This is a genomic window from Micromonospora sp. NPDC049903, assembly GCF_044460945.1.
Classification (GTDB): Bacteria; Actinomycetota; Actinomycetes; order Mycobacteriales; family Micromonosporaceae; genus Micromonospora.
The window spans coordinates 247,270-269,024 of sequence record NZ_JBITKL010000007.1 but is presented as its reverse complement, the minus strand read 5'-3'; the positions used below and the strand labels follow the sequence as shown (position 1 = coordinate 269,024).

Below are 21,755 nucleotides of genomic sequence, written 5' to 3'. Positions count from 1 at the left end.
GCCCCCCCAACGTGACACCCCGCCCCCCCACACCATCACATTTCCCCCCACGGGGGGGGGTCACCCCCCCCCCCCCCCCCCCCCCCCGGGGCCCCGCCCGGCGGCGTCTGTCGTGCCTCGGATCCGTCGCTCGTCATCCGGTGTACGGCCGGGTGCGATGTTAGGAGGGGTCCCTTCCTATACACCAGGCGATAGCAGGGGACCCCTCCTTACATCAGGGTTGAGACGTGGGGGAGGGGGAACAAGGGTGGGCGTGGGTCGGTTGTACCGAGCGTCGGTGTGATCCAGTGTCCCCGGGCCTCACCTATATCGCCGTCGCGGAATACCGTTCGGCTGGAGCCGCGTCGCGCCACTCGCCGAGAGGCGACCTGCACACCGACACCCACCGTCGCCCCCGGCCCGATACGGGCCGGGGGCGACGTCCGTTCCGAGCCGGTTCTGCCGCCCCGCTCGCCTGCCTGCCTGAGCTGGCCTAAGGTCAGGACAGAGCGGGGACCGAGGAGGCGGGCGTGGGACTGCGGGACGTGCTGCTGGGGTGGCCGGTGTACCGGCAGCTCACCGGCACCGACCCGCTGGGCCGGGGCGCCGCCGCCCAGTCCGCCCGCAGCGCCGGGCTCACCGCGCGCACCGAGGACGCCGACGAGGTGGCCAGGTCGGTCTGCCCGTACTGCGCGGTGGGGTGTGGTCAGCGGGTCTTCGTCCGTGACGGCCGGGTGACGCAGATCGAGGGCGACCCGGACAGCCCGATCTCCCGGGGGCGGCTCTGCCCGAAGGGTGCGGCCAGCAAGAGCCTGGTGACCAGTCCATTGCGGCAGACGACGGTGCGCTACCGCCGGCCGTACGGGACCGAGTGGGAGGACCTCGACCTCGACACCGCGCTGGACATGATCGCGGATCGGGTGCTGGCGGCGCGGGCGCAGACCTGGGAGGACGTCGACGCGCAGGGCCGTCCGTTGAACCGCACGCTGGGCTTCGCCAGCCTGGGTGGGGCGACGCTGGACAACGAGGAGAACTACCTCATCAAGAAGTTGTTCACCGCTGCAGGCGCGTTGCAGATCGAGAACCAGGCCCGGATTTGACACTCCGCCACGGTTCCCGGTCTGGGAGCCAGTTTCGGTCGCGGTGGTGCGACGGTCTTCCAACAGGACGTGGCGAACGCTGACGTCATCGTCATCCAGGGCTCGAACATGGCCGAGGCCCATCCGGTGGGCTTCCAGTGGGTGATGGAGGCGAAGAAGCGTGGGGCGAAGGTCTTCCACGTCGATCCCCGGTTCACCCGGACCAGCGCGGTCGCCGACGCGTACCTGCCGATCCGGGCGGGCACCGACATCGTGCTGCTGGGTGCGGTGGTCAACCACATCCTCGCCAACGAGTTGGACTTCCGGGAGTACGTGCTGGCGTACACCAACGCGGCGACGATCGTCAGTGACGACTTCGTCGACGCCGAGGACGCCGAGGGGCTGTTCTCCGGGTGGGACCCGGAGACCGGCAGCTACGTGCAGGACAGCTGGCAGTACGCGGGCCACGAGGACGACTCGGGCAGCGGTGGCACCGCCGAGGAGCGGGACACCGCTGCGGGGCTGCGCCACGAGTCGCACGGTGCGCCGGTGGCGGGTCGGACCGACCGGGACGAGACGCTGCGACATCCGCGCTGCGTCTACCAGATCCTCAAGCGGCACTTCGCCCGCTACACGCCGGAGATGGTGGAGCGGGTGTGTGGCCTGCCCCGGGAGAGGTTCCTGGAGTTGGCCCGGGCCTGGACGGAGAACTCGGGCCGGGAGCGGACCGGGTGTCTGATCTATTCGGTGGGGTGGACCCAGCACACCGTGGGCGTGCAGTACATCCGCACCGGGGCGATCATCCAGTTGCTGCTGGGCAACGTGGGTCGTCCGGGTGGTGGGGTGTTGGCGCTGCGCGGGCACGCCAGCATCCAGGGGTCCACCGACATCCCGACGTTGTTCAACCTGCTGCCGGGCTACCTGCCGATGCCGCACCACGCCAAGCACGTGACCTTCGACGACTGGGTGGACGACATCCGGCATCCGGGGCAGAAGGGGTTCTGGGGCAACGCCCGCGCGTACGCGGCGAGTCTGCTCAAGGCGTACTGGGGGGACGCGGCGACGCCGGAGAACGACTTCTGTTACGGCCACCTGCCTCGGCTGACCGGCGACCACGGCACGTACCAGCAGGTGCTGGACATGATCGCGGGCAAGATCAAGGGGTACTTCCTGCTCGGCCAGAACCCGGCGGTCGGGTCGGCGCACGGGCGGGCGCAGCGACTCGGGATGGCCAACCTGGACTGGCTGGTGGTCCGCGACCTGTTCATGATCGAGAGTGCGACCTTCTGGCAGCGGGGTCCCGAGGTCGCCACCGGTGAGATCGTGCCGCAGGAGTGCCGTACCGAGGTGTTCTTCCTGCCCGCCGCCTCGCACGTGGAGAAGGAGGGCACGTTCACCCAGACCCAGCGGCTGGTGCAGTGGCGGGAGAAGGCGGTCGATCCGCCCGGCGACGCCCGCTCCGAGCTGTGGTTCTTCTATCACCTGGGGCGTCGGCTGCGGGAGAAGCTGGCGGGTTCGTCGCTGCCGCGCGACCGGGCGCTGCTGGACCTGGCGTGGGACTACCCCACGCACGGCCCGCGCGACGAGCCGGACGCCGAGGCGGTGCTGCGGGAGATCAACGGGTACGACACCACCACCGGCCGCCCACTGTCCGCGTTCGCCGAGGCCCGCGACGACGGTACGACCGCGGTGGGCTGCTGGATCTACACCGGCGTGTACGCCGACGGGGTGAACCAGGCGGCCCGGCGGCGGCCCGGTCACGAGCAGGACTGGGTGGCCGCCGAGTGGGGGTGGGCGTGGCCGGCGAACCGGCGTCTGCTGTACAACCGGGCGTCGGCGGATCCGCAGGGGCGGCCGTGGAGCGAGCGGAAGCGCTACGTATGGTGGGACGCCGAGGCGGGCCGGTGGACCGGGCGTGACGTGCCGGACTTCGAGGTGACGAAACCGCCGTCGTACCGGCCGCCGGAGGGTGCCACCGGTCCGGCGGCGCTGGCCGGGGACGACCCGTTCGTGATGCAGTCCGACGGGAAGGGCTGGTTGTACGCGCCGAGCGGTGTGCTGGACGGGCCGTTGCCGACCCACTACGAGCCGGCCGAGTCCCCGGTGCGCAACCCGCTCTACGCGCAGCAGGCCAACCCGACCCGCAAGATGTACGCGCATCCGGTCAATCCGACGAACCCCAGTCCGCCCGCGCCGCACAGTCAGGTCTTCCCGTACGTGTTCACGGTCAGCCGGCTCACCGAGCACCACACGGCGGGTGGGATGAGCCGCACCGTACGGCCGCTTGCGGAGTTGCAGCCGGAGATGTTCGTGGAGGTGTCCCCGGAGTTGGCCGGCCTGGTCGGGCTGACCCATCTGGGCTGGGCGCACCTGGTCACCTCCCGTGCGGTGATCGAGGCGAAGGTGCTGGTCACCGATCGGATCGTGCCGTTGCGGGTGGACGGGCGGGTGATCCACCAGCTCTGGCTGCCGTACCACTTCGGGTACGAGGGGCTGGTCACCGGCGACTCGGCCAACGACCTGTTCGGCATCACCCTGGACCCGAACGTGCTGATCCAGGAGAGCAAGATCGGCACGTGTGACGTGCGTCCGGGGCGGCGTCCCACCGGAGCGGCCCTGCGGGAGATGGTCCGCGACTACGGTGACCGGGCCGGCATCGTGCCGGGCAGCATCCCGCCGGCGGTCACTCCCGGTGTGCCGAGAACGCCGACCGGGACCGGCGACGAGGAGGGGAAGCACTGATGGTCGACCCGCAGCACCGGTCTGGCCCGCCCGCGTCGCCGAGCCCGGCGTACCAGCCGGCGTCGGCGTCCGGGTGGGTCGACGCGCCGGAACGGATGGGTTTCTTCACCGACACCAGCGTCTGCATCGGCTGCAAGGCGTGCGAGGTGGCCTGCAAGGAGTGGAACGGGGTGCCGGCCTCCGGCCTGGACCTGCTCGGCATGTCGTACGACAACACCGGCGCGTTGACCGCGAACTCCTGGCGGCACGTGGCCTTCGTGGAGCAGCCCCGTCCCTCCGGTCACCGCGACGCGCCCTTCGCCGGCACACCCACCGGCGACCCGGTCAGCGCCGCCTCGGCGGCGACCGCCGCCGACACGAGCAACCCGACCGGCACCGGCAGTCCGACCGGCACCGATCCCGGCCTGCCGTCGGGTGATCCGGCGGCAGCCGCCCGGATGACCGAGTTCCTGGGGATGCCGGCCGCCGGACCGCCGGGGCGTACCGGCAGCGCGCAGGGCCGGTCGGACTTCCGCTGGCTGATGATGTCGGACGTGTGCAAGCACTGCACCCACGCCGCCTGCCTGGACGTCTGCCCGACCGGTTCGCTGTTCCGCACCGAGTTCGGCACGGTGGTGGTGCAGGAGGACATCTGCAACGGCTGCGGCTACTGCGTCTCGGCCTGCCCGTACGGCGTCATCGACCGGCGGGTCGACGACGGCCGGGTGTGGAAGTGCACGTTGTGCTACGACCGGATCGGCGCCGGTATGACGCCGGCCTGCGCGCAGGCGTGCCCGACCGAGTCGATCCAGTACGGCCCGCTCGACGAGTTGCGGGAACGCGCCGCCGCCCGGGTCGCCGCGCTGCACGAGCGGGGGGTGCCGGAGGCGCGGCTCTACGGTCACGACCCGGACGACGGGGTCGGCGGCGACGGCGCGTTCTTCCTGCTGCTCGACGAACCGGAGGTGTACGGCCTGCCACCGGACCCGCAGGTCACCACCCGGGACCTGCCGAGCATGTGGCAGCGGGCCGGGGTCGCCGCGCTGGCCATGGCGGCGGTGGCGGTCGGCGCGTTCCTCGGTGGCCGGCGATGAATCCCCGCGACCCGGAGGTGGGTGACAAGTTCCGTCGCTTCCGCGACCAGGCGGCTCGTGGCGGGACCGGCGACCAGGCGACCGGTGGCGGCACCGGCGGGCGGCGGGGCGGTGGGCGCGGGAGGCGCGGCGGCGAGGATCTGGCGGTGCCCCCGGCGGAGTTCCGCTCCTACTATGGGCGGCCGATCCTGAAACCGCCGGTGTGGACCTGGGAGATCGCCGCGTACCTGTTCACCGGTGGGCTGGCGGCCGGCTCGTCGCTGCTGGCGGCGGGTGGGCAGGTGACCGGCCGTCCGGCGCTGCGCCGGGTCGGTCGGGTCGCCGCGCTGGTCGCGGTCACCGCCAGTGCGGGCCTGCTGGTCAAGGACCTGGGTCGGCCGGAGCGGTTCCACCACATGCTGCGGGTGGCGAAACCGACGTCGCCGATGTCGGTGGGGACGTGGATCCTGAGCGCGTACGGGCCGGCGGCCGGGTTGGCCGCGATCGCCGAGGCGGCGCCGCTGTTGCCCGAGCGGGGTCCGCTGGGGCTGGTCCGTCGGGCGTTGCCGCCGGTGGGGCACGCCGCCGGGCTGGCCGCCGCGGTGACCGCCCCGGCCCTGGGCACCTACACGGCGGTGCTGCTGGCGGACACGGCCGTGCCGTCGTGGCACGAGGCGTACCCGCACCTGCCGTTCGTCTTCGCCGGCAGCGCCCTGGCCAGCGGTGCCGGGGTGGGGCTGCTGGCGGTGCCGCCCGCGCAGGCCGGTCCGGCGCGGCGGATGGCGGTGGCCGGCGCCGGTCTGGAGCTGGTCGGCGCGCATCGGTTGGAGACCCGGCTGGGGTTGCTCGGTGAGCCGTACCGCACCGGTCGCGGTGGCCGGTTGTTGCGGGCCGGCCGGGTGTTGACCGTGGCCGGTGTGGCCGGTGCGCTGCTGGGTGCCCGTAGCCGGGTGCTGTCGGCGGTCTCCGGCGCGGCGTTGCTGGCCGCGTCGGTGGCGACCCGCTTCGGGGTGTTCCACGCGGGCGTGGCCTCGGCCCGGGATCCGAAGTACACCGTGCTGCCGCAGCGGGAGCGTCTGGCGCGGCGCGCCGGTGAGGCGCCGACGATCGAGCAGTGACTCGGCGGTACGGCCGGGCGGGTGCTGTGATCCAATGCTGGGTGGAGGCGTTCAGGCGGCTGGTGCCCCTCCCGGTCTTCAAAACCGGTGTGGTCCGGGATCCGGGCCAGGCGGGTTCGATTCCCGTCCGTCTCCGCCACACGGTGAGGAGATGACGCGATGGGCGACGGCGGCGTCGACCCGCGGCGCCGGGTGCCGCGTACCGACGCGCTGCTGGCCGATCCCCGGCTGGTCGCGGCTGCCGCCGCCCTGAGCCGGGACCGGGTGAAGGCCGCCGTCCGGCAGGCGCAGGACCGGGCCCGTCGCGGCGAGATCACCCCCGAGGCGGTACCCGTCGAGGCGCTGGCCGCGTTGCCGTCGGCGGCCCCGCGTGCGGTGCTCAACGCCACCGGTGTCGTGCTGCACACCAACCTCGGGCGGGCCGCCCTCTCCGACGCGGCGGTGGCCGCCGTGGTCGCCGCGGCCGGGCACACCGACGTCGAACTGGACCTGGGCACCGGCCGACGCGCCCGGCGGGGCCGCGACGCCGTCGACGCGCTCGCCGCTGCCGTGCCGGGTGCCGAGGCGGTGCACGTGGTCAACAACGGTGCCGCCGCCCTGGTGCTGGCGGCCACCGTGCTGGCCGCCGACGCCGAGATCGTGGTCAGCCGGGGCGAGCTGGTGGAGATCGGGGACGGGTTCCGCCTGCCGGACCTGCTGACCAGCACCGGGGCGCGACTGCGGGAGGTCGGCACCACCAACCGCACCACGGTGGCCGACTACGCCGCCGCGATCGGTCCCGAGACCGGTTTCGTGCTCAAGGTGCATCCGTCGAACTTCCGGGTCACCGGTTTCACGTCGGCGGTGCCGGTACGGCGGTTGGCTGCGCTCGGCGTACCGGTGGTGGTGGACATCGGGTCGGGTCTGCTCGCGCCCGATCCGCTGCTGCCCGACGAACCGGACGCGGCGACCACCCTGCGGGCCGGGGCGGACCTGGTCACCGCCAGCGGCGACAAGTTGCTGGGTGGCCCGCAGGCCGGGCTGCTGCTGGGCTCGGCCGCGCTGGTGGAGCGGCTGCGGCGGTCTCCGCTGGCCCGGGCGCTGCGGGTGGACAAGCTGACCCTGGCTGCGCTCGCCGCGACCCTCGGCGACCCGGCCGCCACCCCCACCCGCACCGCGCTGCACGTCGACACGGCGGTGTTGCGGGCCCGCACCGAGCGGCTGCGGGACGCCCTGGCCGCCGAGGGCCGCAAGGCCGACGTGGTGCCGTCGGTGGCCGTGGTGGGCGGTGGCGGTGCGCCCGGCGTGGAGCTGGACTCCTGGGCGTTGAGCCTGCCGGAGCGCTACGCCGGCCCGCTGCGCACCGGTGACCCGCCGGTGCTCGGCCGGGTGGCGCGGGGCCGGCTGCTGCTGGACCTGCGGTGCGTGCCGGAGCACGCCGACGCGACCGTCCGCGCCACCGTGCTGGCCGTGCCGGACGGCGACTGACCATGCTGGTGGTGGCCACGGCCGGGCACGTCGACCACGGCAAGTCGACGCTGGTGCGGGCGCTGACCGGGATGGAACCGGACCGCTGGGCGGAGGAACGCCGCCGGGGCATGACCATCGACCTGGGCTTCGCCTGGACCACGTTGCCCTCCGGGGCCACCGTCGCCTTCGTGGACGTGCCGGGCCACGAACGGTTCGTGCCGAACATGCTCGCCGGGGTGGGGCCGGTGCCCGCCGTGGCGGTGGTCGTCGCCGCCGACGAGGGCTGGATGCCGCAGTCCGCCGAGCACCTGGCCGCCCTGGACGCGCTCGGCGTCGCGTACGGCCTGCTCGTGGTGACCCGCGCGGACCTGGCCGATCCGGGTCCGGCGCTGGCGCGGGCCCGGGCGGAACTGGCGTCGAGCACGGTGGGCGCGGTGGAGGCGGTGGTGGTCAGCGGGGCCACCGGCGTCGGCCTGCCCGAGCTGCGTGCCGCGCTGGACCGGCTGGCCGCCCGCGTGCCGTCCGCCGACCGTGCGGCCCCGGTGCGGCTCTGGGTCGACCGCAGCTTCACGGTGCGTGGCAGCGGCACGGTGGTCACCGGCACCCTGGGCGCGGGCCGGCTGCGCGTCGGTGACGAGCTGGAACTGGCCGGCACCGGCGAGACGGTGCGGGTACGTGGCCTGCACCGCCTGGGTGAGGCCCGCGACACCGTCGACCCGGTCGCCCGGGTGGCGGTCAACCTGCGCGGGGTGTCCCGGGACCGGATCGGGCGCGGCGACGCGCTACTCACCCCGGGCCGGTTCCGGTCGACCGACCTGGTCGACGTACGGCTGGCCGGTGACGCGGTGGCCGAGTTGCCGGCCACACTGACCCTGCACGTGGGCGCGGCGGCCGTGCCGGCGCGGGTGCGTCCGCTAGGCGGCGACACCCTACGGTTGCGGTTGGGGCGTCCGGTGCCGCTGCTCGTCGGTGACCGGGCGTTGCTGCGCGACCCGGGTCGTCACCACGTCGCCGGTGGGGTGACCGTGCTGGACGTGCTGCCGCCGCCGTTGCGTCGCCGGGGTGCGGCGGTGGCCCGGGCGGCCGTGCTGGCCACCCTGGACGGTCGCCCGGATCTCGCCGGTGAACTGCGGCGACGCGGCCTGGTCCGGGCCGGGGACCTCATTCGCGCGGGCGTGCCGGTGCACGTGGCCCCGGTGGCGGGGGACTGGCTGGCCGATCCGGACCACTGGGCGCGGCTGGCCGGGCGGCTCGCCGACGCGGTGGCCCGCTACACCCGGGAGCATCCGCTGGAGCCGGGCGCCCCGGTGGAGGTGCTGCGTCGGCAGCTCGACCTGCCCGACCGGGTGCTGGTCGAGGCGTTGGTGCGGGCGCCACTGCGGCTGGCCGCCGGTCGGGTCGGCGCGGCCGGGGCGGATCCGCTGCCGGAGCCGGTGGCCCGCGCGGTGGCGCTGGTCCGCGACGACTTCGTGGCGTACCCGTTCCGGGCCCCGGACGCCGACCGGCTGGCCGCCGTCGGCCTCGGGGTCCGCGAGATCGGCGCGGCGGTCCGCGCCGGCGCACTGCTGCGCCTGACCGGCAACGTGCTGCTGCTGCCCGGCGCGCCACAGCAGGCGGCGCGGGTGCTCGCCGGGTTGCCGCAGCCGTTCACGCTCAGCGCCGCCCGGCAGGCGCTGGACACCACCCGCCGGGTGGCGGTGCCGCTGCTGGAGCTGCTGGACCGGCAGGGCCGCACCCGCCGGTTGCCGGACGACGCCCGGGTGGTGGTCGACGCGGATTCCGCCGATCCGCCGACCGGTGGGAGTCCGGGACGCCTACCGTGACGCCATGGACCCCTCCGCGGTCTGGCGGGACCGGCAGCACCGCTGGCGGATCGAGGCGTACCGGGCGCCGGACCTGAGGTTCGCCATCTTCGCCACCAACGGCACCACCGAGTCGGCGCCGCTGTGGCTGTTCGGGATGTCGGCGCTGGCCCGTTGGCTGATGAGCCACAAGATCTCGCTGGACGACCTGGAGACCGACTGATCGCCCAGTCGGGGGACAGAGTGGGCTAAGACCGGCATCCCGGGGGTGGTCGACCCTATCGTGCGACGGATGAAGGACCGAGGTATCCGCAAGGTCGTCGCTGTACTGGCCGGTCTCGCGGTGATCTACTTCGGCACCACCGGTCGGTCGGAGACCGAGGGCAGCGGGATCTCCGGCGGCCTGGTGGTGCTGGCCCTGCTCGCCGCCCTGCTGGTGTGGCACCTGACCAAACCCGGCGACGCCTGACGACGCCGGTCAGCGGGCCGCGACACGCCGGTTGAGCTGCCCCGCCGACTCCTCGCCGAGCGCCACCCGCACCAGCGCCGAGGCGAACCGACCGAAGTCGTCGTCGTCGACCAACCCGGCCAGCCGGTCCGGGGCGGCTGGCAACCCGAGCCGCTTGGCGCCGGCGACCGCCCGCCGGTCGGCGTACGGGCGCAACTCCGGCCAGACGCTCTGCACCTCGCGCAGGAAGATGTCCGCCCCGGTGGGCCCGATGCCGGGGAACTCGGTGAGCAGCCGGCGCAGCGCGGTCCGGTCGCCGCCCGCCTCCCGGTGCAGCCGACGCAGGTCGCCGTGCCATCGGTCCAGACACAGTCGGGCGCCGGTGCCGAGCATCGTGGCGGTCCGCTCGTCGTAGCGGCGGTAGTGGCCGCGTCCGAGCGCGTCGACGCGCTGCTGCCAGCGGGCCGCCTCCATCGCCTGCGGGGTGCGGTAACCGGCGGCGAACAGCTCCCGGGCCGCCGCCACCGCCACACCGGCCCGGATCCGGGTGCTCAGCAGCGTGACGAGCACCAGCAACTGGTACAGCGGCGCGGGCCGGTCGGCGAGGGTGATTCCCGCCTCCTCGGCGTACGTGCGCCGGGTGAGCAGGGCCTGTGCCATCTCGCGGTGATCGCCCATCTGGCGGGAGTACCCGTTGTGGCCCGGACTAGCCCTGCGCCCGGCCGGGACGCGGAATGCGGCGGTCGGCGGCGGGTATGCGGTCGGCGAGGGAAGGGAGAGCACCGTGACGAACCCGCAGCAGGAGGAGTTCCGCCGCAACGAGCGCGGCGGCACCAGCCAGTACAACAAGGCGCCGCAGGCATCCGGCCCACCGGGGCTCCTCGTCGGGTGACACCGGCCGTCCCGTGCCGCGAGGTCAGGTGTCCCGGTACGGTCCGACCGAGCAGCCGGTCGCCGACGACGACAGCGACCGACGCTGACCCACGGCACCGGTACGGCGTGCGCGCTACCGGTGCCCCGACGGCCGCAGCCGGTTCCAGGTGGCTGCGGCCGTCACCCCGTACGCGAGGTGTGGGACGAGGTCGGCGAGCCAGTCGACGCGCCGCCAGGTCCGCGGGTCGGTGACGCCGAGCAGCGTCAACGACCCGTCGGAGAGCGTCATCGCCCCGCCGCCGAGCAGCGCGGCGGCGCGCAGCATCGGCTGCCGCCGGCCCCGGGTCAGCACGGCGAAACCGACGGCGGCGGCCACACCGAGGCCGTACCCCATCAGCGCGCCGAGCCCGGAGCGCCGGTTGGCGGCCTGCGGCGGCGCGCCCAGGTGCAGGTGGGCCGCGTCGGCCACCCGGCCGGCGCTCTCCTCCGGGGTCTGGCTGGCCGCGCGGGCCCGCACCACGATGTCCAGGTAGGTCACCGTGTTCAGGGCCAGGGTGCCCACCGCCCCGGCGATGAGCCCGTCGGCCAGGTGCCCGCCCCTCACTTCTTCGGGTCGCCCGGCTCGCGGTTGCCCTTCGGGCCGTAGGTGCGCTCGCCCCGCGCCACACCGCGTTGTCCCCGATCCTCCTGGAGGATCCGGTTGGCGGTCTCGTCGGCCTTCTGGTCCGAGGTGTGCCGGCCCGAGTCGTCGATGGCGTTGCGGATGCGGGCGCGCTGCTTGTCGTAGGCGTTGCTACCCGGACGCGGTCCTGGCATCGCTGTCTCCTCCGGTCGTCGCGGTGACGGACGTGCCCGTCTACCCGCGTGGACCGCCGGCAACCCCCGGCGCGGGGACCACCGCGACCGGGCAGTGGCTGTGGCGCAGGGCCGCCTGGCTCACCGAGCCGCGCAGCAGGCCGCCGACCGGACCGTGACCGGCGCCGCCGACCACCAGGAGCTGGGCGCGGCGGGAGGCGTCGGCGAGCACGGTGCCGGCCCGTCCGCGTACCGACTCGCGGGTGACCGACACCTCCGGGTAGCGCTGCGCCAGACCGGCGAGCGACTCGGCGAGCAGGCGGTCCTCGTCGGCGCGCAGTTCGGACTCGTCGTACACCAGCGGCTGCATGTCGCCGGGGCCGGTGGAGACCGGGTGCCGGTAGGCGTGGATCGCGACCACGGAGGCGCCGCGCAGGGCGGCGGCGCGGACCGCGAACTCGATCGCGTACCGGGACGTCTCGGTGCCGTCCACACCGACCACGACGGGTCCGTCGGCGGGCTCGGCGCTCCGGGTCACCAGCACCGGGCAGCCGGCCGACGCGGCCACCTTCACCGTCACCGAGCCGACCACCAGGGCGCCGAGCCCGCCGAGGCCCTGGTGGCCGAGGACGATCATCGCGGCGGTGGGCGCCGCGTCCAGCAGCGCCGCGGCGGCCTCGCCGTCGACGATCTCGCCGGTGACCCGCAGGCCGGGCGCGACCGCTGCGGCGTCGTCGACCGCGTCGGCCACCACCTGCTCGGCCTGCTCCCGCAATCCGGTGCCGGGTCGGTCGTCGGTGACGGCGGTGACCGGGGTACGCAGCAGCGGCCAGATGAAGGCGTGCCGTACCCGCAGCGGCAGGTCCTGTCGGGCCGCCTCGGTGGCGGCGAGCCGGATCGCGGCGCGGGACGGCTCGGAGCCGTCCACACCGACCACCACCGCCGCGCCGTTGATCGGGTCCACGAGCACCTTCCCGCCGCCGGTCGTCGTTGCGGCCAGTATCGCGGCCCGTGGGGGCCCGGCGGGGCGATACCGCGCAGCGGCACCGGGTCGGTACGCTGACGGCGACTGCCCGGGGAGGGAGCGTCGTCGATGGTGGAGCCCGACCAGCCGAGCACCGCACGGATGATCGATTTCTGGCTCGGCGGGGAGCACCACTACCCGGTCGACGTGGCGGCGGCCCGCGCGTTCGAGCAGGCGTACGGGCCCTGCGCCCCGGTGTTCCGGGCGTTGCGGGCCTTCCTCGGCCGGGCGGTCCGGGCGATCGCCGCCACCGGTGTGGACGGTTTCCTGGTCTTCGGTGCCGGGGTGCCGACGATGGGCAACGTGCACGAGGCCGCGCCCGACGCCACCGTGCTCTACACCGATGTGGACCCGGTGACGATCCGGCTGGGGCAGCAGATCCTGGCCGGCAGCGACCGGGCCGGTTACGGCTTCGGTGACGCCACCGACGTCGGCACGATCGACCCGGCGTCGCTGCACCGGTTCGTGCCGGGCTGGGGCCGGCGGCCGGTGGGGGTGGTGTTCCTCGGGCTCGCCGCCTTCCTCGACGACGAGACGCTCGCCCGGACCCTCGACGAGCTCTACACGGCCGCCGCGCCCGGCAGCCACCTGGCGATCGACTTCGACACCGAGGAACTCGCCGGTCATCCGGAGGCGCTGGCCATGATGGGCCCGGCGTTCCGGATGCGGGCACCGGCGGCGTTCCGGCCGCTGTTGGGCCGGTGGACGCCGACCGAGGACGGCATCGTGCCGGTGACCGACTGGCGACCGCAGGGCCCGCCGGAGGCGGTGCCGGACGCGTTCCACGGCGCGGTGGCGGTGCGGTCGGCCGGGTGACCATGGATGGAACCGCCTCCGTATGATGCTTGCCCCAGAGCAAGTATCTTCGGAGGAACGACATGCCGGATGCGCCCACGGGGGTTTCGCGCGCTCTGCGCGAGGCTCCGCCCGATCGCGTGGTCGAGGCCGCCGACCGGGCCATCCGGTCGGTCCTGGGGGCCTCGGGCACCGTCGTGTTCGTCGCCGACTACCGGATCAGCGGCCTGTGGCCGGTGCTCGACTCGCGGCAGCCGGATGCCGCCGCTCACGCTCTCCAGGGGCCGCTGCAACGCAGCTTCAGCAGTCAGCAGCCGGTCCGGGCCGGCGGGACCGACGGCCGGTGCCAGCTCTATCTGCCGCTGTCGGTGTGGGGCGAGCGGCTCGGCGTGCTGATGGTGGAGATGCCCGAGGAACCGCCGGAGAGCGTGGTGCGTCGGGCCGCGGACATCGCCGGTGAGGTCGCCTTGGCGATGCACGCCGCCGACCGGGAGACCGACCGCTACCGACGGGCACGTCGGCAGGAGCGCCTGAGCATGGCCGCCGAGTTGCAGTGGGAGCTGCTGCCGGGGCGCAGCGTCAGTCACGGCTCGTTCCAGTTGGCCGGTCAGCTCGAACCGGCGTACACGGTGGGCGGTGACCACTTCGACTGGTCGCTGGACGACGGCCGGCTCACCGTCACCGTGCTCAACGGCGACGGGATCGGGCTGACCGCCGCCCTGCTGACCGCGGTGACGGTGAACGCGATGCGCAACGCCCGCCGGTCCGGCGGCGGCCTGGTGGAGCAGGCCGAACTGGCCTCCGACACGGTCTACTACCAGCATCGGGGTCACCGGCACGTGGCCACCGTCCTGCTTGAACTGGACTGCGCCACCGGCCGGGTGCAGGCGGTGGACGCCGGTTCGCCGCACCTGTTGCGGCTGCGCGGCGGCACCGTCTCCCGGGTCCCGTTGGAGCAGCAACTGCCGTTGGGCATGTTCGCCGAGACCCGGTACGTGCTCCAGGAGTTCGCGCTCGACCCGGGGGACCGGTTGTTCGTGGTCTCCGACGGGGTGTGGGGCGCGGATCCCAGTGGCCGTGAGACGTACGGGGAGCGGGCGATGGCGCGGTCCATGCGGGCCACGCGGTTGCAGCCGCCGCCGGAGGCGGTTGGTACGGTGATGCGCGAGTTGCAGGCATTCCACGCGGACGCCGACCTGCGTGACGACGCCGTGGTGGTCTGCCTGGACTGGCACGGTGCCGACGGCCGGACGCAGGACTGACGGGCCTCGGGTGGTACGAGCGGGACAATCGCAGGGGACATCGGGTGGAGCGACCGAATCTCGCCGCGGCGATCGACGCAGCCGCTGAGTCGTTGGTGGGTGTCCTCGACTCCGCCGTCACCCGGCACCGGATGGCCGTGTCACCGACCCAGTTGCGGGTGCTGTCGCTGCTCAGCAGCCGACCGGAGACCAACATCAACGGTCTGGCGGAGCTGCTGGACGTCGTACCCTCCTCGGCCAGTCGGCTCTGTGACCGGTTGGAGGCGATCGGCCTGGTGCGCCGGGAGGCCGACCCCCGGGACCGGCGTGAGGTCCGCCTGACGCCCACCGCTGCGGCGGAGGTCCTGCTGGGGGAGGTGCGGTCGCGCCGCCACGATGCCGTGCGGGCGGTCCTGGAGCGGATGCCGGCGCGGGTGCAGCAGGACCTGCTGCGGGCCCTCAAGGCCTTCGGCCAGGCGGCGACCGCGGAGCCGCCGGACTCCTCGGCCCGCAGCGCCTGACGCCCCCTTTCCACCTATCATCCTAGGATGCTTTAGAGGTCGTGACGGTGCTCACACCGCCACCGACCAGACATCACCGACAGGCGCGAGCCGAGCGGGTCGAGGCGGCACGGCAGCCCGCTATAGTGGCAGCGCATCCGACCGACCGGTGATCATCAACGGTGGGCGGCGGGCCAGGGCAGATCCCGGATCGGGGATCGCAGGGGGGTGCCGGCACCAGCCGGCCCGACAGCGCGCACGGCGTTCCATGGCGGACCCAGAGGCCGAGGTGGGGTCGCGTGCCGCGGAGGAGGTTCGGTGGCGCGTCGACCGGCTCGGGCAGAGCAACCGCAGGCCCCCGAGGCTGACGCGGGACGGTCCACCGACCGGGTCCTCACCCTGCCGAACCTGATCAGCTTCGTCCGTCTGCTGGGCGTCCCGGTCTTCCTGTACCTCTTCCTGGTGACCCGCGCCGACGTGGCCGCGATCGTGGTGCTGGCGGTCGGCGGGACCAGCGACTGGGTGGACGGGTGGATCGCCCGTCGACTGCGTCAGGTCAGTCGCCTCGGCGAGCTGCTCGACCCGCTCGCCGACCGGCTCTACATCCTCGCCACGCTGGTGGCGTTCACCGCGCGCGAGGTGGTGCCGTGGCAGTTCACCGCGGCGCTGCTGGCCCGGGAACTGCTGCTGGCCGGTTCGCTGGTGGTGTTGCGCCGCTACGGCTACGGTCCGCCGCCGGTGCACTACGTCGGCAAGACCGCGACGTTCCTGCTGTTGGCGGCCTTCCCGACGCTGCTGCTGGCGGACGCGGTGCCGGCCACGTCGGCGGTGGCCGGTGCGGTGGGCTGGGCGCTGGCCTGGTGGGGTCTGGTGCTCTACTGGGCGGCTGGTGCGTTGTATGTGATCCAGGCGCGCCAGCTGGTCCGGGCGGTCGGTCGAGGAGAGACGGCATGAGCGAGCGCAGCGAGCGAGTCATCTGGCGCAGCGCGGTGGAGCCTCATGCCGGCGCGACGCGTAGCGGAGCTTCGGCATGAGCGAGCGCAACCGGGGGTTCACCCCGGACTTCCTCACCGAGCTGTTCCAGAACCCGCTGGATCCGGGGTACGCCGATGCTGCGGCCCGCCGGGCGAAGACCGGGAAGCCGGCGCGTCCGGGGTGGTCGGTGGGGCCGATCACGCTGGTGGTCGTGCTGCTGCTGGGTTTCCTGTGCGCGGTGGCGTACCGGCAGACGATGGCGGAGGAGCCGGGGCGCGCGCAGGCACGGTCGGGGCTGGTCGGGCAGATCAAGCAGCGGCAGGGTGAGACGGACAACCTGTCGGTGCGCGCCGACCAGTTGCGCGAGGAGGTGACCCGGCAGCGGGAGGCGGCGCTAGGTGGTTCGCAGGCGGCGCGGCTGCGGGACCTGGAGGCGCGGGCGGGCCTGGGTCGGGTACGCGGTGACGGTGTGGTGGTGCGGTTGGCCGACGGGCCGGACGGTGGGGAGTCGTTGGGCGGGGCGAAGGTGGGTCCGTCGCGGGTGCTCTACAGCGACCTGCAGGGGGTGGCCAACGATTTGTGGGGCGCCGGGGCGGAGGCGATCGCGATCAACGGTCAGCGGTTGACGGCGACGTCGACGATCCGGTCGGCGGGTGAGGCGATCCTGGTGGACTTCCGGCCGGTGACCGGGCCGTACGAGGTGTCGGCGATCGGTCCGGGGTCGATGCGCAAGGCGTACGAGGGCAGTCGGAGTGCGTTGACGATGCGTCGGGTGTCGCAGGCGAACGGGCTGTCGTTCGAGGTGCGGGACGCGGACCGGCTCACGTTGCCGGCGGCGCCGGAGCCGCGGCTACGCTACGCGGAGCCCGCGGTGAGTCCGAGCGTGTCGCCGTCGGGCGGTGACGAGTCGTCCGACTCGGGTACGTCACCCAGCCCTTCCGGAGGTGGTCGATGATCGCGGTGCTGGCTCTGCTGGCCGGTGTGGTGCTCGGGTTGTGGCTGGATCCGACGGTGCCGTCGGCGTTGCAGCCGTATCTGCCGATCGCGGTGGTGGCGGCGTTGGACGCGGTGTTCGGTGGTGTGCGGGCCAAGTTGGACCGGATCTTCGACGACAAGCAGTTCGTGGTGTCGTTCATCTCGAACGTGCTGGTGGCGGCGTTGATCGTGTATCTGGGTGACCAGTTGGGCGTGGGTGGTCAGTTGTCCACCGGTGTGGTGGTCGTGTTGGGGGTTCGTATCTTCGGCAATGTGGCGGCGATCCGTCGGCACCTGTTCCGGGCGTAGGTTGGTGTCGTGACTGACGAGCACACCGAGACGGGTACGGGGTGGCCGCAGCCGGCGGGTCCGGCTCGGCCGGGTGGGCCGGCGGGGGAGCCGGATCCGCGTCCGGACGCGCCGGATCCTGACGAGTTGAGTCCGTTGTCGCCGCAGGGGCGGCCGGAGCCGGGTGACGGCGAGTCGCCGGCTGTGCCGGCTGCCGAGCCTGTCGAGCGGGATTCCGCCGAGCGTGATGAGGCCGTCGAGCGGGACGAGGCGGCGGGCGGTGCGGCTGCGGCGGGTGTGGCTGGTCCGTTGCGGCGGTTCAGTTCGGCGGCGGTGATGATCGGTGTGCTGCTGGTGTTGTTGGGGTTCACGCTGGCGGTGCAGTTGAAGACGACGTCGACGGACTCGTCGTTGGCGGCGGCGCGGCAGGAGGACCTGGTCCGGATCCTGTACGACCTGGAGGCGCGGGAGATGCGTCTGCGGCAGGACATCACGACGTTGGAGGAGAGCCAGCGTCAGTTGCGCTCGGGTGAGCAGGGGCGTCAGGCGGCGTTGGAGGAGGCGACCCGGCGGGCGGACGAGTTGGGCATCCTGGCGGGTACGTTGCCGGCGCGGGGTCCGGGGTTGGCGGTGCGGTTCCAGGCGGGGCCGTCGAAGCCGATCTCGGCGAGTGGGGTGTTGGACGCGGTGCAGGAGTTGCGGGGTGCCGGTGCGGAGGCGATGCAGATCTCCGGTGGTGACCGCGCGTCGGTGCGGATCGTGGCGTCGACGTATTTCCTGGACGGGGAGAACGGGTCGTTGATCGTGGACGGGCGTCGGTTGACGGGTCCGTTCACGATCACGGTGATCGGGGATCCGTCGACGATGCGTACGGCGCTCAACATTCCTGGCGGGGTGGTGGCGGTGGTGGCGCGCGACGGCGGTAACGTGATCGTTGAGGATCGTGAGGTTGCCGAGGTTTCGGCGCTGCACGTGCCGAGCACGCTGGAACACGCCCGTCCGGTCTCGTGAGGTCGGGTGGGGCCGGCGCCGGTCGGTCCGGTGCCACCGATGGATGAGGACGCTGCTGGTGATTCCTGAGGAACTGCGTTACACCGCTGAGCACGAGTGGGTGACGACCGTGGACGGCGGTGCCGTGCGGGTGGGCATCACTCATTTCGCGCAGGACGCGTTGGGCGACATCGTGTATGTGCAGTTGCCGGAGTCCGGTGCGGTGGTGGCGGCTGGTGAGTCGTTGGGTGAGATCGAGTCGACCAAGAGTGTGTCGGAGATCTACGCCCCGGTGGGCGGTACGGTGTCGGCGCGCAACGAGGCGCTGGTCGACACGCCTGAGGTGATCAACACGGATCCGTACGGTGCGGGTTGGTTGGTGGAGATCTCTCCGGCGGATCCGGCGGCGGTGGAGGGTTTGCTGTCGGCGGACGCGTATCGCGAGTTGACCGAGAGCTGATTCGTTTTCCGGGCGGGCGGTCGGTGTGTGTGCCGCGCGTCCGGTTGCCCTGTTTTTCGGCGCTGGCTAGGCTCGCCCAGTCGACCGAGAACCCAATTAGTTGTGCGTCGCGGACAGCCTTTCCGAGCACGGAGAGCCAGCCGCCGGGTGGTGTGTACCCGGCGGCCAGACCCGCCGTCTCCCGACGCCGACCGAAACAGATCCGTGAGGTGGTCCCCATGACTCGCCCAGGCGACGAGTTCCCCCCGCTCGACGTCACGTCGACGCTCAATCTGGGTTCGCTCGAGGAAGCGCTGGAGGGGCCGGACACCGATGTGGTGCCGAGCCGGATGTCCGGTTCGCTGCCGCCGGGGATGGCGCTGCTGGTGGTTCGTCGGGGTCCGAACGCGGGTGCGCGGTTCCTGCTGGATCACGACGTGACAACCAGTGGGCGGCATCCGGACAGTGACATCTTCCTCGATGACGTGACGGTGTCGCGTCGGCACGCGGAGTTCCACCGGGATGGTGGGACGTTCACGGTGCGGGACGTGGGCAGTTTGAACGGCACGTACGTGAATCGGGAGCGGGTCGAGGCGGCCACGTTGAGCAATGGTGACGAGGTGCAGATCGGTAAGTTCCGGGTCGTGTTCATCGCCGGTCCGCGCCCGGAGGGGGAGGCCGGCCGGGGGTGAACGAGCCTGCGGCTTCTCCGCCGTCCGGGGTGGGTCGCGCCCAGCCGTTGATGAGTATCGGCGAGGTGCTGGCCCAGTTGCGGGTGGATTTTCCTGACGTGACGATTTCGAAGCTGCGGTTCCTCGAGGCCGAGGGTCTGGTGGAGCCGCAGCGCACGGCAGCTGGTTATCGGAAGTACAGCTGGGACGATGTGTCGCGGCTGCGGTTCGTGTTGACTGCGCAGCGGGATCAGTATCTGCCGTTGCGGGTGATTCGTGAGCAGTTGGCGCAGTGGGATGCCGACGGTGCGGCGCCGGAGCGGTCGCGGCCGGCGTTGGTGGCGGTGGGCCCGGACGGTGAGGTGCCGGGGCGTGGTGCGTCGTCGGTCGAGTCGGGTCAGGTGCGGCTGGATCGTACGCAGTTGGTGGCGCGCAGTGGGCTGGACGAGTCGACGTTGGGCGAGTTGGAGCGGCTCGGGTTGGTGGTGTCGGATCCGCCGGGCTGGTACGACGGGGATGCGTTGATCATCGCGAAGGCGGTGGCCGGTTTGGCGGCGTACGGGTTCCAGCCTCGGCATCTGCGGGGTTACCGGACGGCGGCGGATCGGGAGGTGGGTCTGTTCGCGCAGTTGGTGGCGCCGTTGGCGCGGCAGAGTGATCCGGCGGCGCGGGCGCGGGCGGCGGAGACGGCGCGGGAGTTGGTGGCGTTGTCGCAGCAGTTGCATGCGGCGTTGGTGCGGGTGGGGTTGCGGTCGACGTTGGGTCGGTGAGGTGCGTGTGCGCGGTGATCGGCGGGTTGGTGAGTGGCGTAGGCTTGCGGGGGTAACCCCTCTTCTGGGCACGGGCGTGGTGCGCGGAGCGCGTGAGATGGCCGTGTCGCGGTCCGTGTACCGTGCAGGGAAGGGCGCGGTGCGGCGTAGGTGACAACGACACGGAGGCGGCGGTGCGCGAGCTGAGCGTGGTCGGGGTTCGGGTGGAGTTGCCCAGTAACCAGCCGATCGTCCTGCTCAGGGAGGTCGAGGGTGACCGCTATCTGCCGATTTGGATCGGCGCGGTCGAGGCGACGGCGATCGCTTACGAGCAGCAGGGTGTCAAGCCGGCCCGGCCGTTGACCCATGATCTTCTGCGGGATGTGTTGGCGGCGTTGAAGGCGCCGTTGCGGGCGGTGGAGATCACCGAGCTGAAGGAGAACGTGTTCTTCGCCGATCTGTTGATCGGTGACGGGGTGCGGGTCTCGGCGCGGCCGAGTGATTCGATCGCGTTGGCGTTGCGGATCGGTGCGCCGATTCGTTGTGCCGAGGAGGTCCTCAGTGAGGCGGGGATCGTGATTCCCGATGAGCAGGAGGACGAGGTGGAGAAGTTCCGGGAGTTCCTGGAGCAGGTGCGTCCGGAGGACTTCGCCGGTTGATCGGTGGCCCGGGTGGTGTGCCCGGGTCGTGTGCGTGACCACCATCGTGCGGCGTCACGGTCGGTGATGGTGATGATCGTCGCTGTCGATGCGCGGCGTGTCGCGGCGGTTTCTCCGTGGTAACCCCTGGCGGTCGCTATAGGGTTGCCGTGTCGAGGGGTGCGCGTCCCGGAAGTGACGTGTCACCGCACTGACGGGGAGGTTGTCCGGATGCACGAGCCGCGAGATTCCGATCCGGTTGCGGAGTGGGACGAGTCGGGTGGGATGCCCGGTTCGGCGACTGACAGTGACGGTGCGGTGGGGTACCGGGGTGTGACGGCCTGCCACGCGGTGGGGATCAGTTACCGCCAGCTGGACTACTGGGCGCGGACGGCGCTGGTGGTGCCGAGTGTGCGGGACGCTTCGGGTTCGGGTACGCAGCGGTTGTACTCGTTCCGGGACCTGGTGGTGTTGAAGGTCGTGAAGCGGCTGCTGGACGCCGGGGTGTCGTTGCAGAACATCCGTAAGGCGATCGAGGCGTTGCGGTCGCGTGGGGTGGGGGACCTGGCGGGCATCACGTTGATCTCCGATGGGACGACGGTGTACGAGTGTCGTTCCCCGGAGGAGGTGGTCGACCTGTTGCAGGGCGGCCAGGGGGTGTTCGGTATCGCGATCGGTGGCGCGTTCAAGGAGATCCAGGGGTCGTTGTCGCATCTGCCGGCGGAGCCGGTGGGTGGCGTGGCGGATCCGGAGCCCGAGGTCGCCGGGGACGGGGATCTGGTGGGCGACGAGTTGGCGGCGCGTCGGGCGCGTCGGCGGGCCGGCTGACAGGTTCGTCCGCCCGCCGGTGCGGGTGAGGGTTTTCTGCGCGCGATTCGTCGATCACGCTGTGCCTCGGGTTGGGCGGTGGGCGCATCGCAGGCCGGTGGTGTGTGAGCGCGTCGGGTGCTCCCGTCGGTCCTGCTCAGCGGGGCGTTCTGTGCCGCTTGCCCGGCGTGACCCGATCGCCGGCCGGGTTCGCCGTCAGTGACCGTGAGGTGACGTACCGCAGTGTCCTGTCCAGATTTCGTCACGCTGCGTGTGCGTGCGTTGGCGGTGGTGTGCTGTTCGGGACTGACGGGGACGGCGCGGCA

The 21,755-nt window shown here is 72.6% G+C and carries 23 protein-coding genes and 1 tRNA gene; 20 read left to right on the top strand and 4 right to left on the bottom strand.

Annotated features, from left to right (window positions below; genetic code table 11):
- Positions 1 to 509: 509 nt before the first annotated feature.
- The 8 genes from fdh to ACIBO1_RS15050 all read left to right on the top strand — a co-directional run bounded on the left by fdh (position 510) and on the right by ACIBO1_RS15050 (position 9,690).
- Positions 510 to 3,800 (top strand): formate dehydrogenase, encoded by a 3,291-nt coding sequence (gene fdh / locus ACIBO1_RS15085; protein WP_396746115.1) that lies wholly within the window; start codon positions 510 to 512, stop codon positions 3,798 to 3,800.
- Positions 3,800 to 4,873, top strand: a complete 1,074-nt coding sequence (locus ACIBO1_RS15080; RefSeq protein WP_396746113.1) for a 4Fe-4S dicluster domain-containing protein — start codon at positions 3,800 to 3,802, stop codon at positions 4,871 to 4,873. Before fdh ends, ACIBO1_RS15080 begins: the two co-directional genes overlap by 1 nt.
- Positions 4,870 to 5,970, top strand: coding sequence for an NrfD/PsrC family molybdoenzyme membrane anchor subunit (gene nrfD, locus ACIBO1_RS15075; protein ID WP_396746110.1), 1,101 nt, complete (start codon positions 4,870 to 4,872; stop codon positions 5,968 to 5,970). Before ACIBO1_RS15080 ends, nrfD begins: the two co-directional genes overlap by 4 nt.
- 43 nt (positions 5,971 to 6,013) lie before the next feature.
- Positions 6,014 to 6,109 (top strand) — tRNA-Sec (locus ACIBO1_RS15070).
- Positions 6,110 to 6,129: 20 nt separating this feature from the next.
- A complete protein-coding gene (gene selA / locus ACIBO1_RS15065) occupies positions 6,130 to 7,437 on the top strand; it encodes an L-seryl-tRNA(Sec) selenium transferase (protein WP_396746107.1) in 1,308 nt (435 codons plus the stop codon).
- A gap of 2 nt (positions 7,438 to 7,439) precedes the next feature.
- Positions 7,440 to 9,242, top strand: coding sequence for a selenocysteine-specific translation elongation factor (gene selB, locus ACIBO1_RS15060; protein WP_396746104.1), 1,803 nt, complete (start codon positions 7,440 to 7,442; stop codon positions 9,240 to 9,242).
- Positions 9,243 to 9,246: 4 nt separating this feature from the next.
- Complete coding sequence (locus ACIBO1_RS15055; RefSeq protein WP_013733930.1) at positions 9,247 to 9,444, top strand: hypothetical protein; 198 nt, start codon at positions 9,247 to 9,249, stop codon at positions 9,442 to 9,444.
- A 69-nt stretch (positions 9,445 to 9,513) separates the two neighbouring features.
- Positions 9,514 to 9,690, top strand: coding sequence for a hypothetical protein (locus ACIBO1_RS15050; RefSeq protein ID WP_162854401.1), 177 nt, complete (start codon positions 9,514 to 9,516; stop codon positions 9,688 to 9,690).
- 9 nt (positions 9,691 to 9,699) lie between these two features.
- Here ACIBO1_RS15050 and ACIBO1_RS15045 read toward each other — a convergent pair whose 3' ends face one another.
- From ACIBO1_RS15045 to ACIBO1_RS15030, 4 genes are all read right to left on the bottom strand, one after another.
- On the bottom strand, positions 9,700 to 10,347 hold the full coding sequence (locus ACIBO1_RS15045; protein WP_396746100.1) for a hypothetical protein: 648 nt from the start codon (positions 10,345 to 10,347) through the stop codon (positions 9,700 to 9,702).
- A gap of 328 nt (positions 10,348 to 10,675) precedes the next feature.
- Entirely contained in the window at positions 10,676 to 11,146 is a 471-nt protein-coding gene (locus ACIBO1_RS15040; RefSeq protein ID WP_350694393.1) for a hypothetical protein, read from the bottom strand.
- Entirely contained in the window at positions 11,143 to 11,358 is a 216-nt protein-coding gene (locus ACIBO1_RS15035; RefSeq protein ID WP_396746097.1) for a phosphatidylethanolamine-binding protein, read from the bottom strand. Before ACIBO1_RS15035 ends, ACIBO1_RS15040 begins: the two co-directional genes overlap by 4 nt.
- 40 nt (positions 11,359 to 11,398) lie before the next feature.
- Positions 11,399 to 12,301, bottom strand: a complete 903-nt coding sequence (locus tag ACIBO1_RS15030) for a universal stress protein (RefSeq protein ID WP_396746094.1) — start codon at positions 12,299 to 12,301, stop codon at positions 11,399 to 11,401.
- Between the two features lie 129 nt (positions 12,302 to 12,430).
- Between ACIBO1_RS15030 and ACIBO1_RS15025 the strand changes: the two genes are divergently transcribed.
- From ACIBO1_RS15025 to ACIBO1_RS14970, 12 genes are all read left to right on the top strand, one after another.
- On the top strand, positions 12,431 to 13,177 hold the full coding sequence (locus ACIBO1_RS15025) for an SAM-dependent methyltransferase (protein WP_396746091.1): 747 nt from the start codon (positions 12,431 to 12,433) through the stop codon (positions 13,175 to 13,177).
- A gap of 62 nt (positions 13,178 to 13,239) precedes the next feature.
- The gene (locus tag ACIBO1_RS15020) at positions 13,240 to 14,418 is read left to right on the top strand and encodes a PP2C family protein-serine/threonine phosphatase (RefSeq protein WP_396746088.1); all 1,179 of its coding nucleotides are present in this window, start codon (positions 13,240 to 13,242) and stop codon (positions 14,416 to 14,418) included.
- 44 nt (positions 14,419 to 14,462) lie between these two features.
- The gene (locus ACIBO1_RS15015) at positions 14,463 to 14,918 is read left to right on the top strand and encodes a MarR family transcriptional regulator (RefSeq protein WP_350694383.1); all 456 of its coding nucleotides are present in this window, start codon (positions 14,463 to 14,465) and stop codon (positions 14,916 to 14,918) included.
- Positions 14,919 to 15,215: 297 nt separating this feature from the next.
- A complete protein-coding gene (locus ACIBO1_RS15010) occupies positions 15,216 to 15,851 on the top strand; it encodes a CDP-alcohol phosphatidyltransferase family protein (protein WP_396746084.1) in 636 nt (211 codons plus the stop codon).
- Between the two features lie 76 nt (positions 15,852 to 15,927).
- Positions 15,928 to 16,827 carry a DUF881 domain-containing protein gene (locus ACIBO1_RS15005; protein ID WP_396746081.1) on the top strand — a complete coding sequence of 300 codons (900 nt, stop codon included), beginning with the start codon at positions 15,928 to 15,930 and terminating at the stop codon, positions 16,825 to 16,827.
- Positions 16,824 to 17,156 (top strand): small basic family protein, encoded by a 333-nt coding sequence (locus tag ACIBO1_RS15000; protein ID WP_396746078.1) that lies wholly within the window; start codon positions 16,824 to 16,826, stop codon positions 17,154 to 17,156. Before ACIBO1_RS15005 ends, ACIBO1_RS15000 begins: the two co-directional genes overlap by 4 nt.
- A 9-nt stretch (positions 17,157 to 17,165) precedes the next feature.
- Positions 17,166 to 18,146, top strand: coding sequence for a DUF881 domain-containing protein (locus ACIBO1_RS14995; protein WP_396746075.1), 981 nt, complete (start codon positions 17,166 to 17,168; stop codon positions 18,144 to 18,146).
- Positions 18,147 to 18,204: 58 nt separating this feature from the next.
- Complete coding sequence (gene gcvH, locus ACIBO1_RS14990) at positions 18,205 to 18,585, top strand: glycine cleavage system protein GcvH (protein WP_396746072.1); 381 nt, start codon at positions 18,205 to 18,207, stop codon at positions 18,583 to 18,585.
- Between the two features lie 218 nt (positions 18,586 to 18,803).
- Complete coding sequence (locus ACIBO1_RS14985; RefSeq protein WP_093402417.1) at positions 18,804 to 19,256, top strand: FHA domain-containing protein; 453 nt, start codon at positions 18,804 to 18,806, stop codon at positions 19,254 to 19,256.
- Between the two features lie 50 nt (positions 19,257 to 19,306).
- Positions 19,307 to 20,005 (top strand): MerR family transcriptional regulator, encoded by a 699-nt coding sequence (locus ACIBO1_RS14980; RefSeq protein ID WP_396746156.1) that lies wholly within the window; start codon positions 19,307 to 19,309, stop codon positions 20,003 to 20,005.
- 173 nt (positions 20,006 to 20,178) lie between these two features.
- On the top strand, positions 20,179 to 20,643 hold the full coding sequence (locus tag ACIBO1_RS14975; RefSeq protein ID WP_396746069.1) for a bifunctional nuclease family protein: 465 nt from the start codon (positions 20,179 to 20,181) through the stop codon (positions 20,641 to 20,643).
- 210 nt (positions 20,644 to 20,853) lie between these two features.
- Positions 20,854 to 21,450: a MerR family transcriptional regulator gene (locus tag ACIBO1_RS14970; protein WP_396746066.1), complete on the top strand. Its 597-nt coding sequence runs from the start codon at positions 20,854 to 20,856 to the stop codon at positions 21,448 to 21,450.
- Positions 21,451 to 21,755 lie beyond the last annotated feature (305 nt).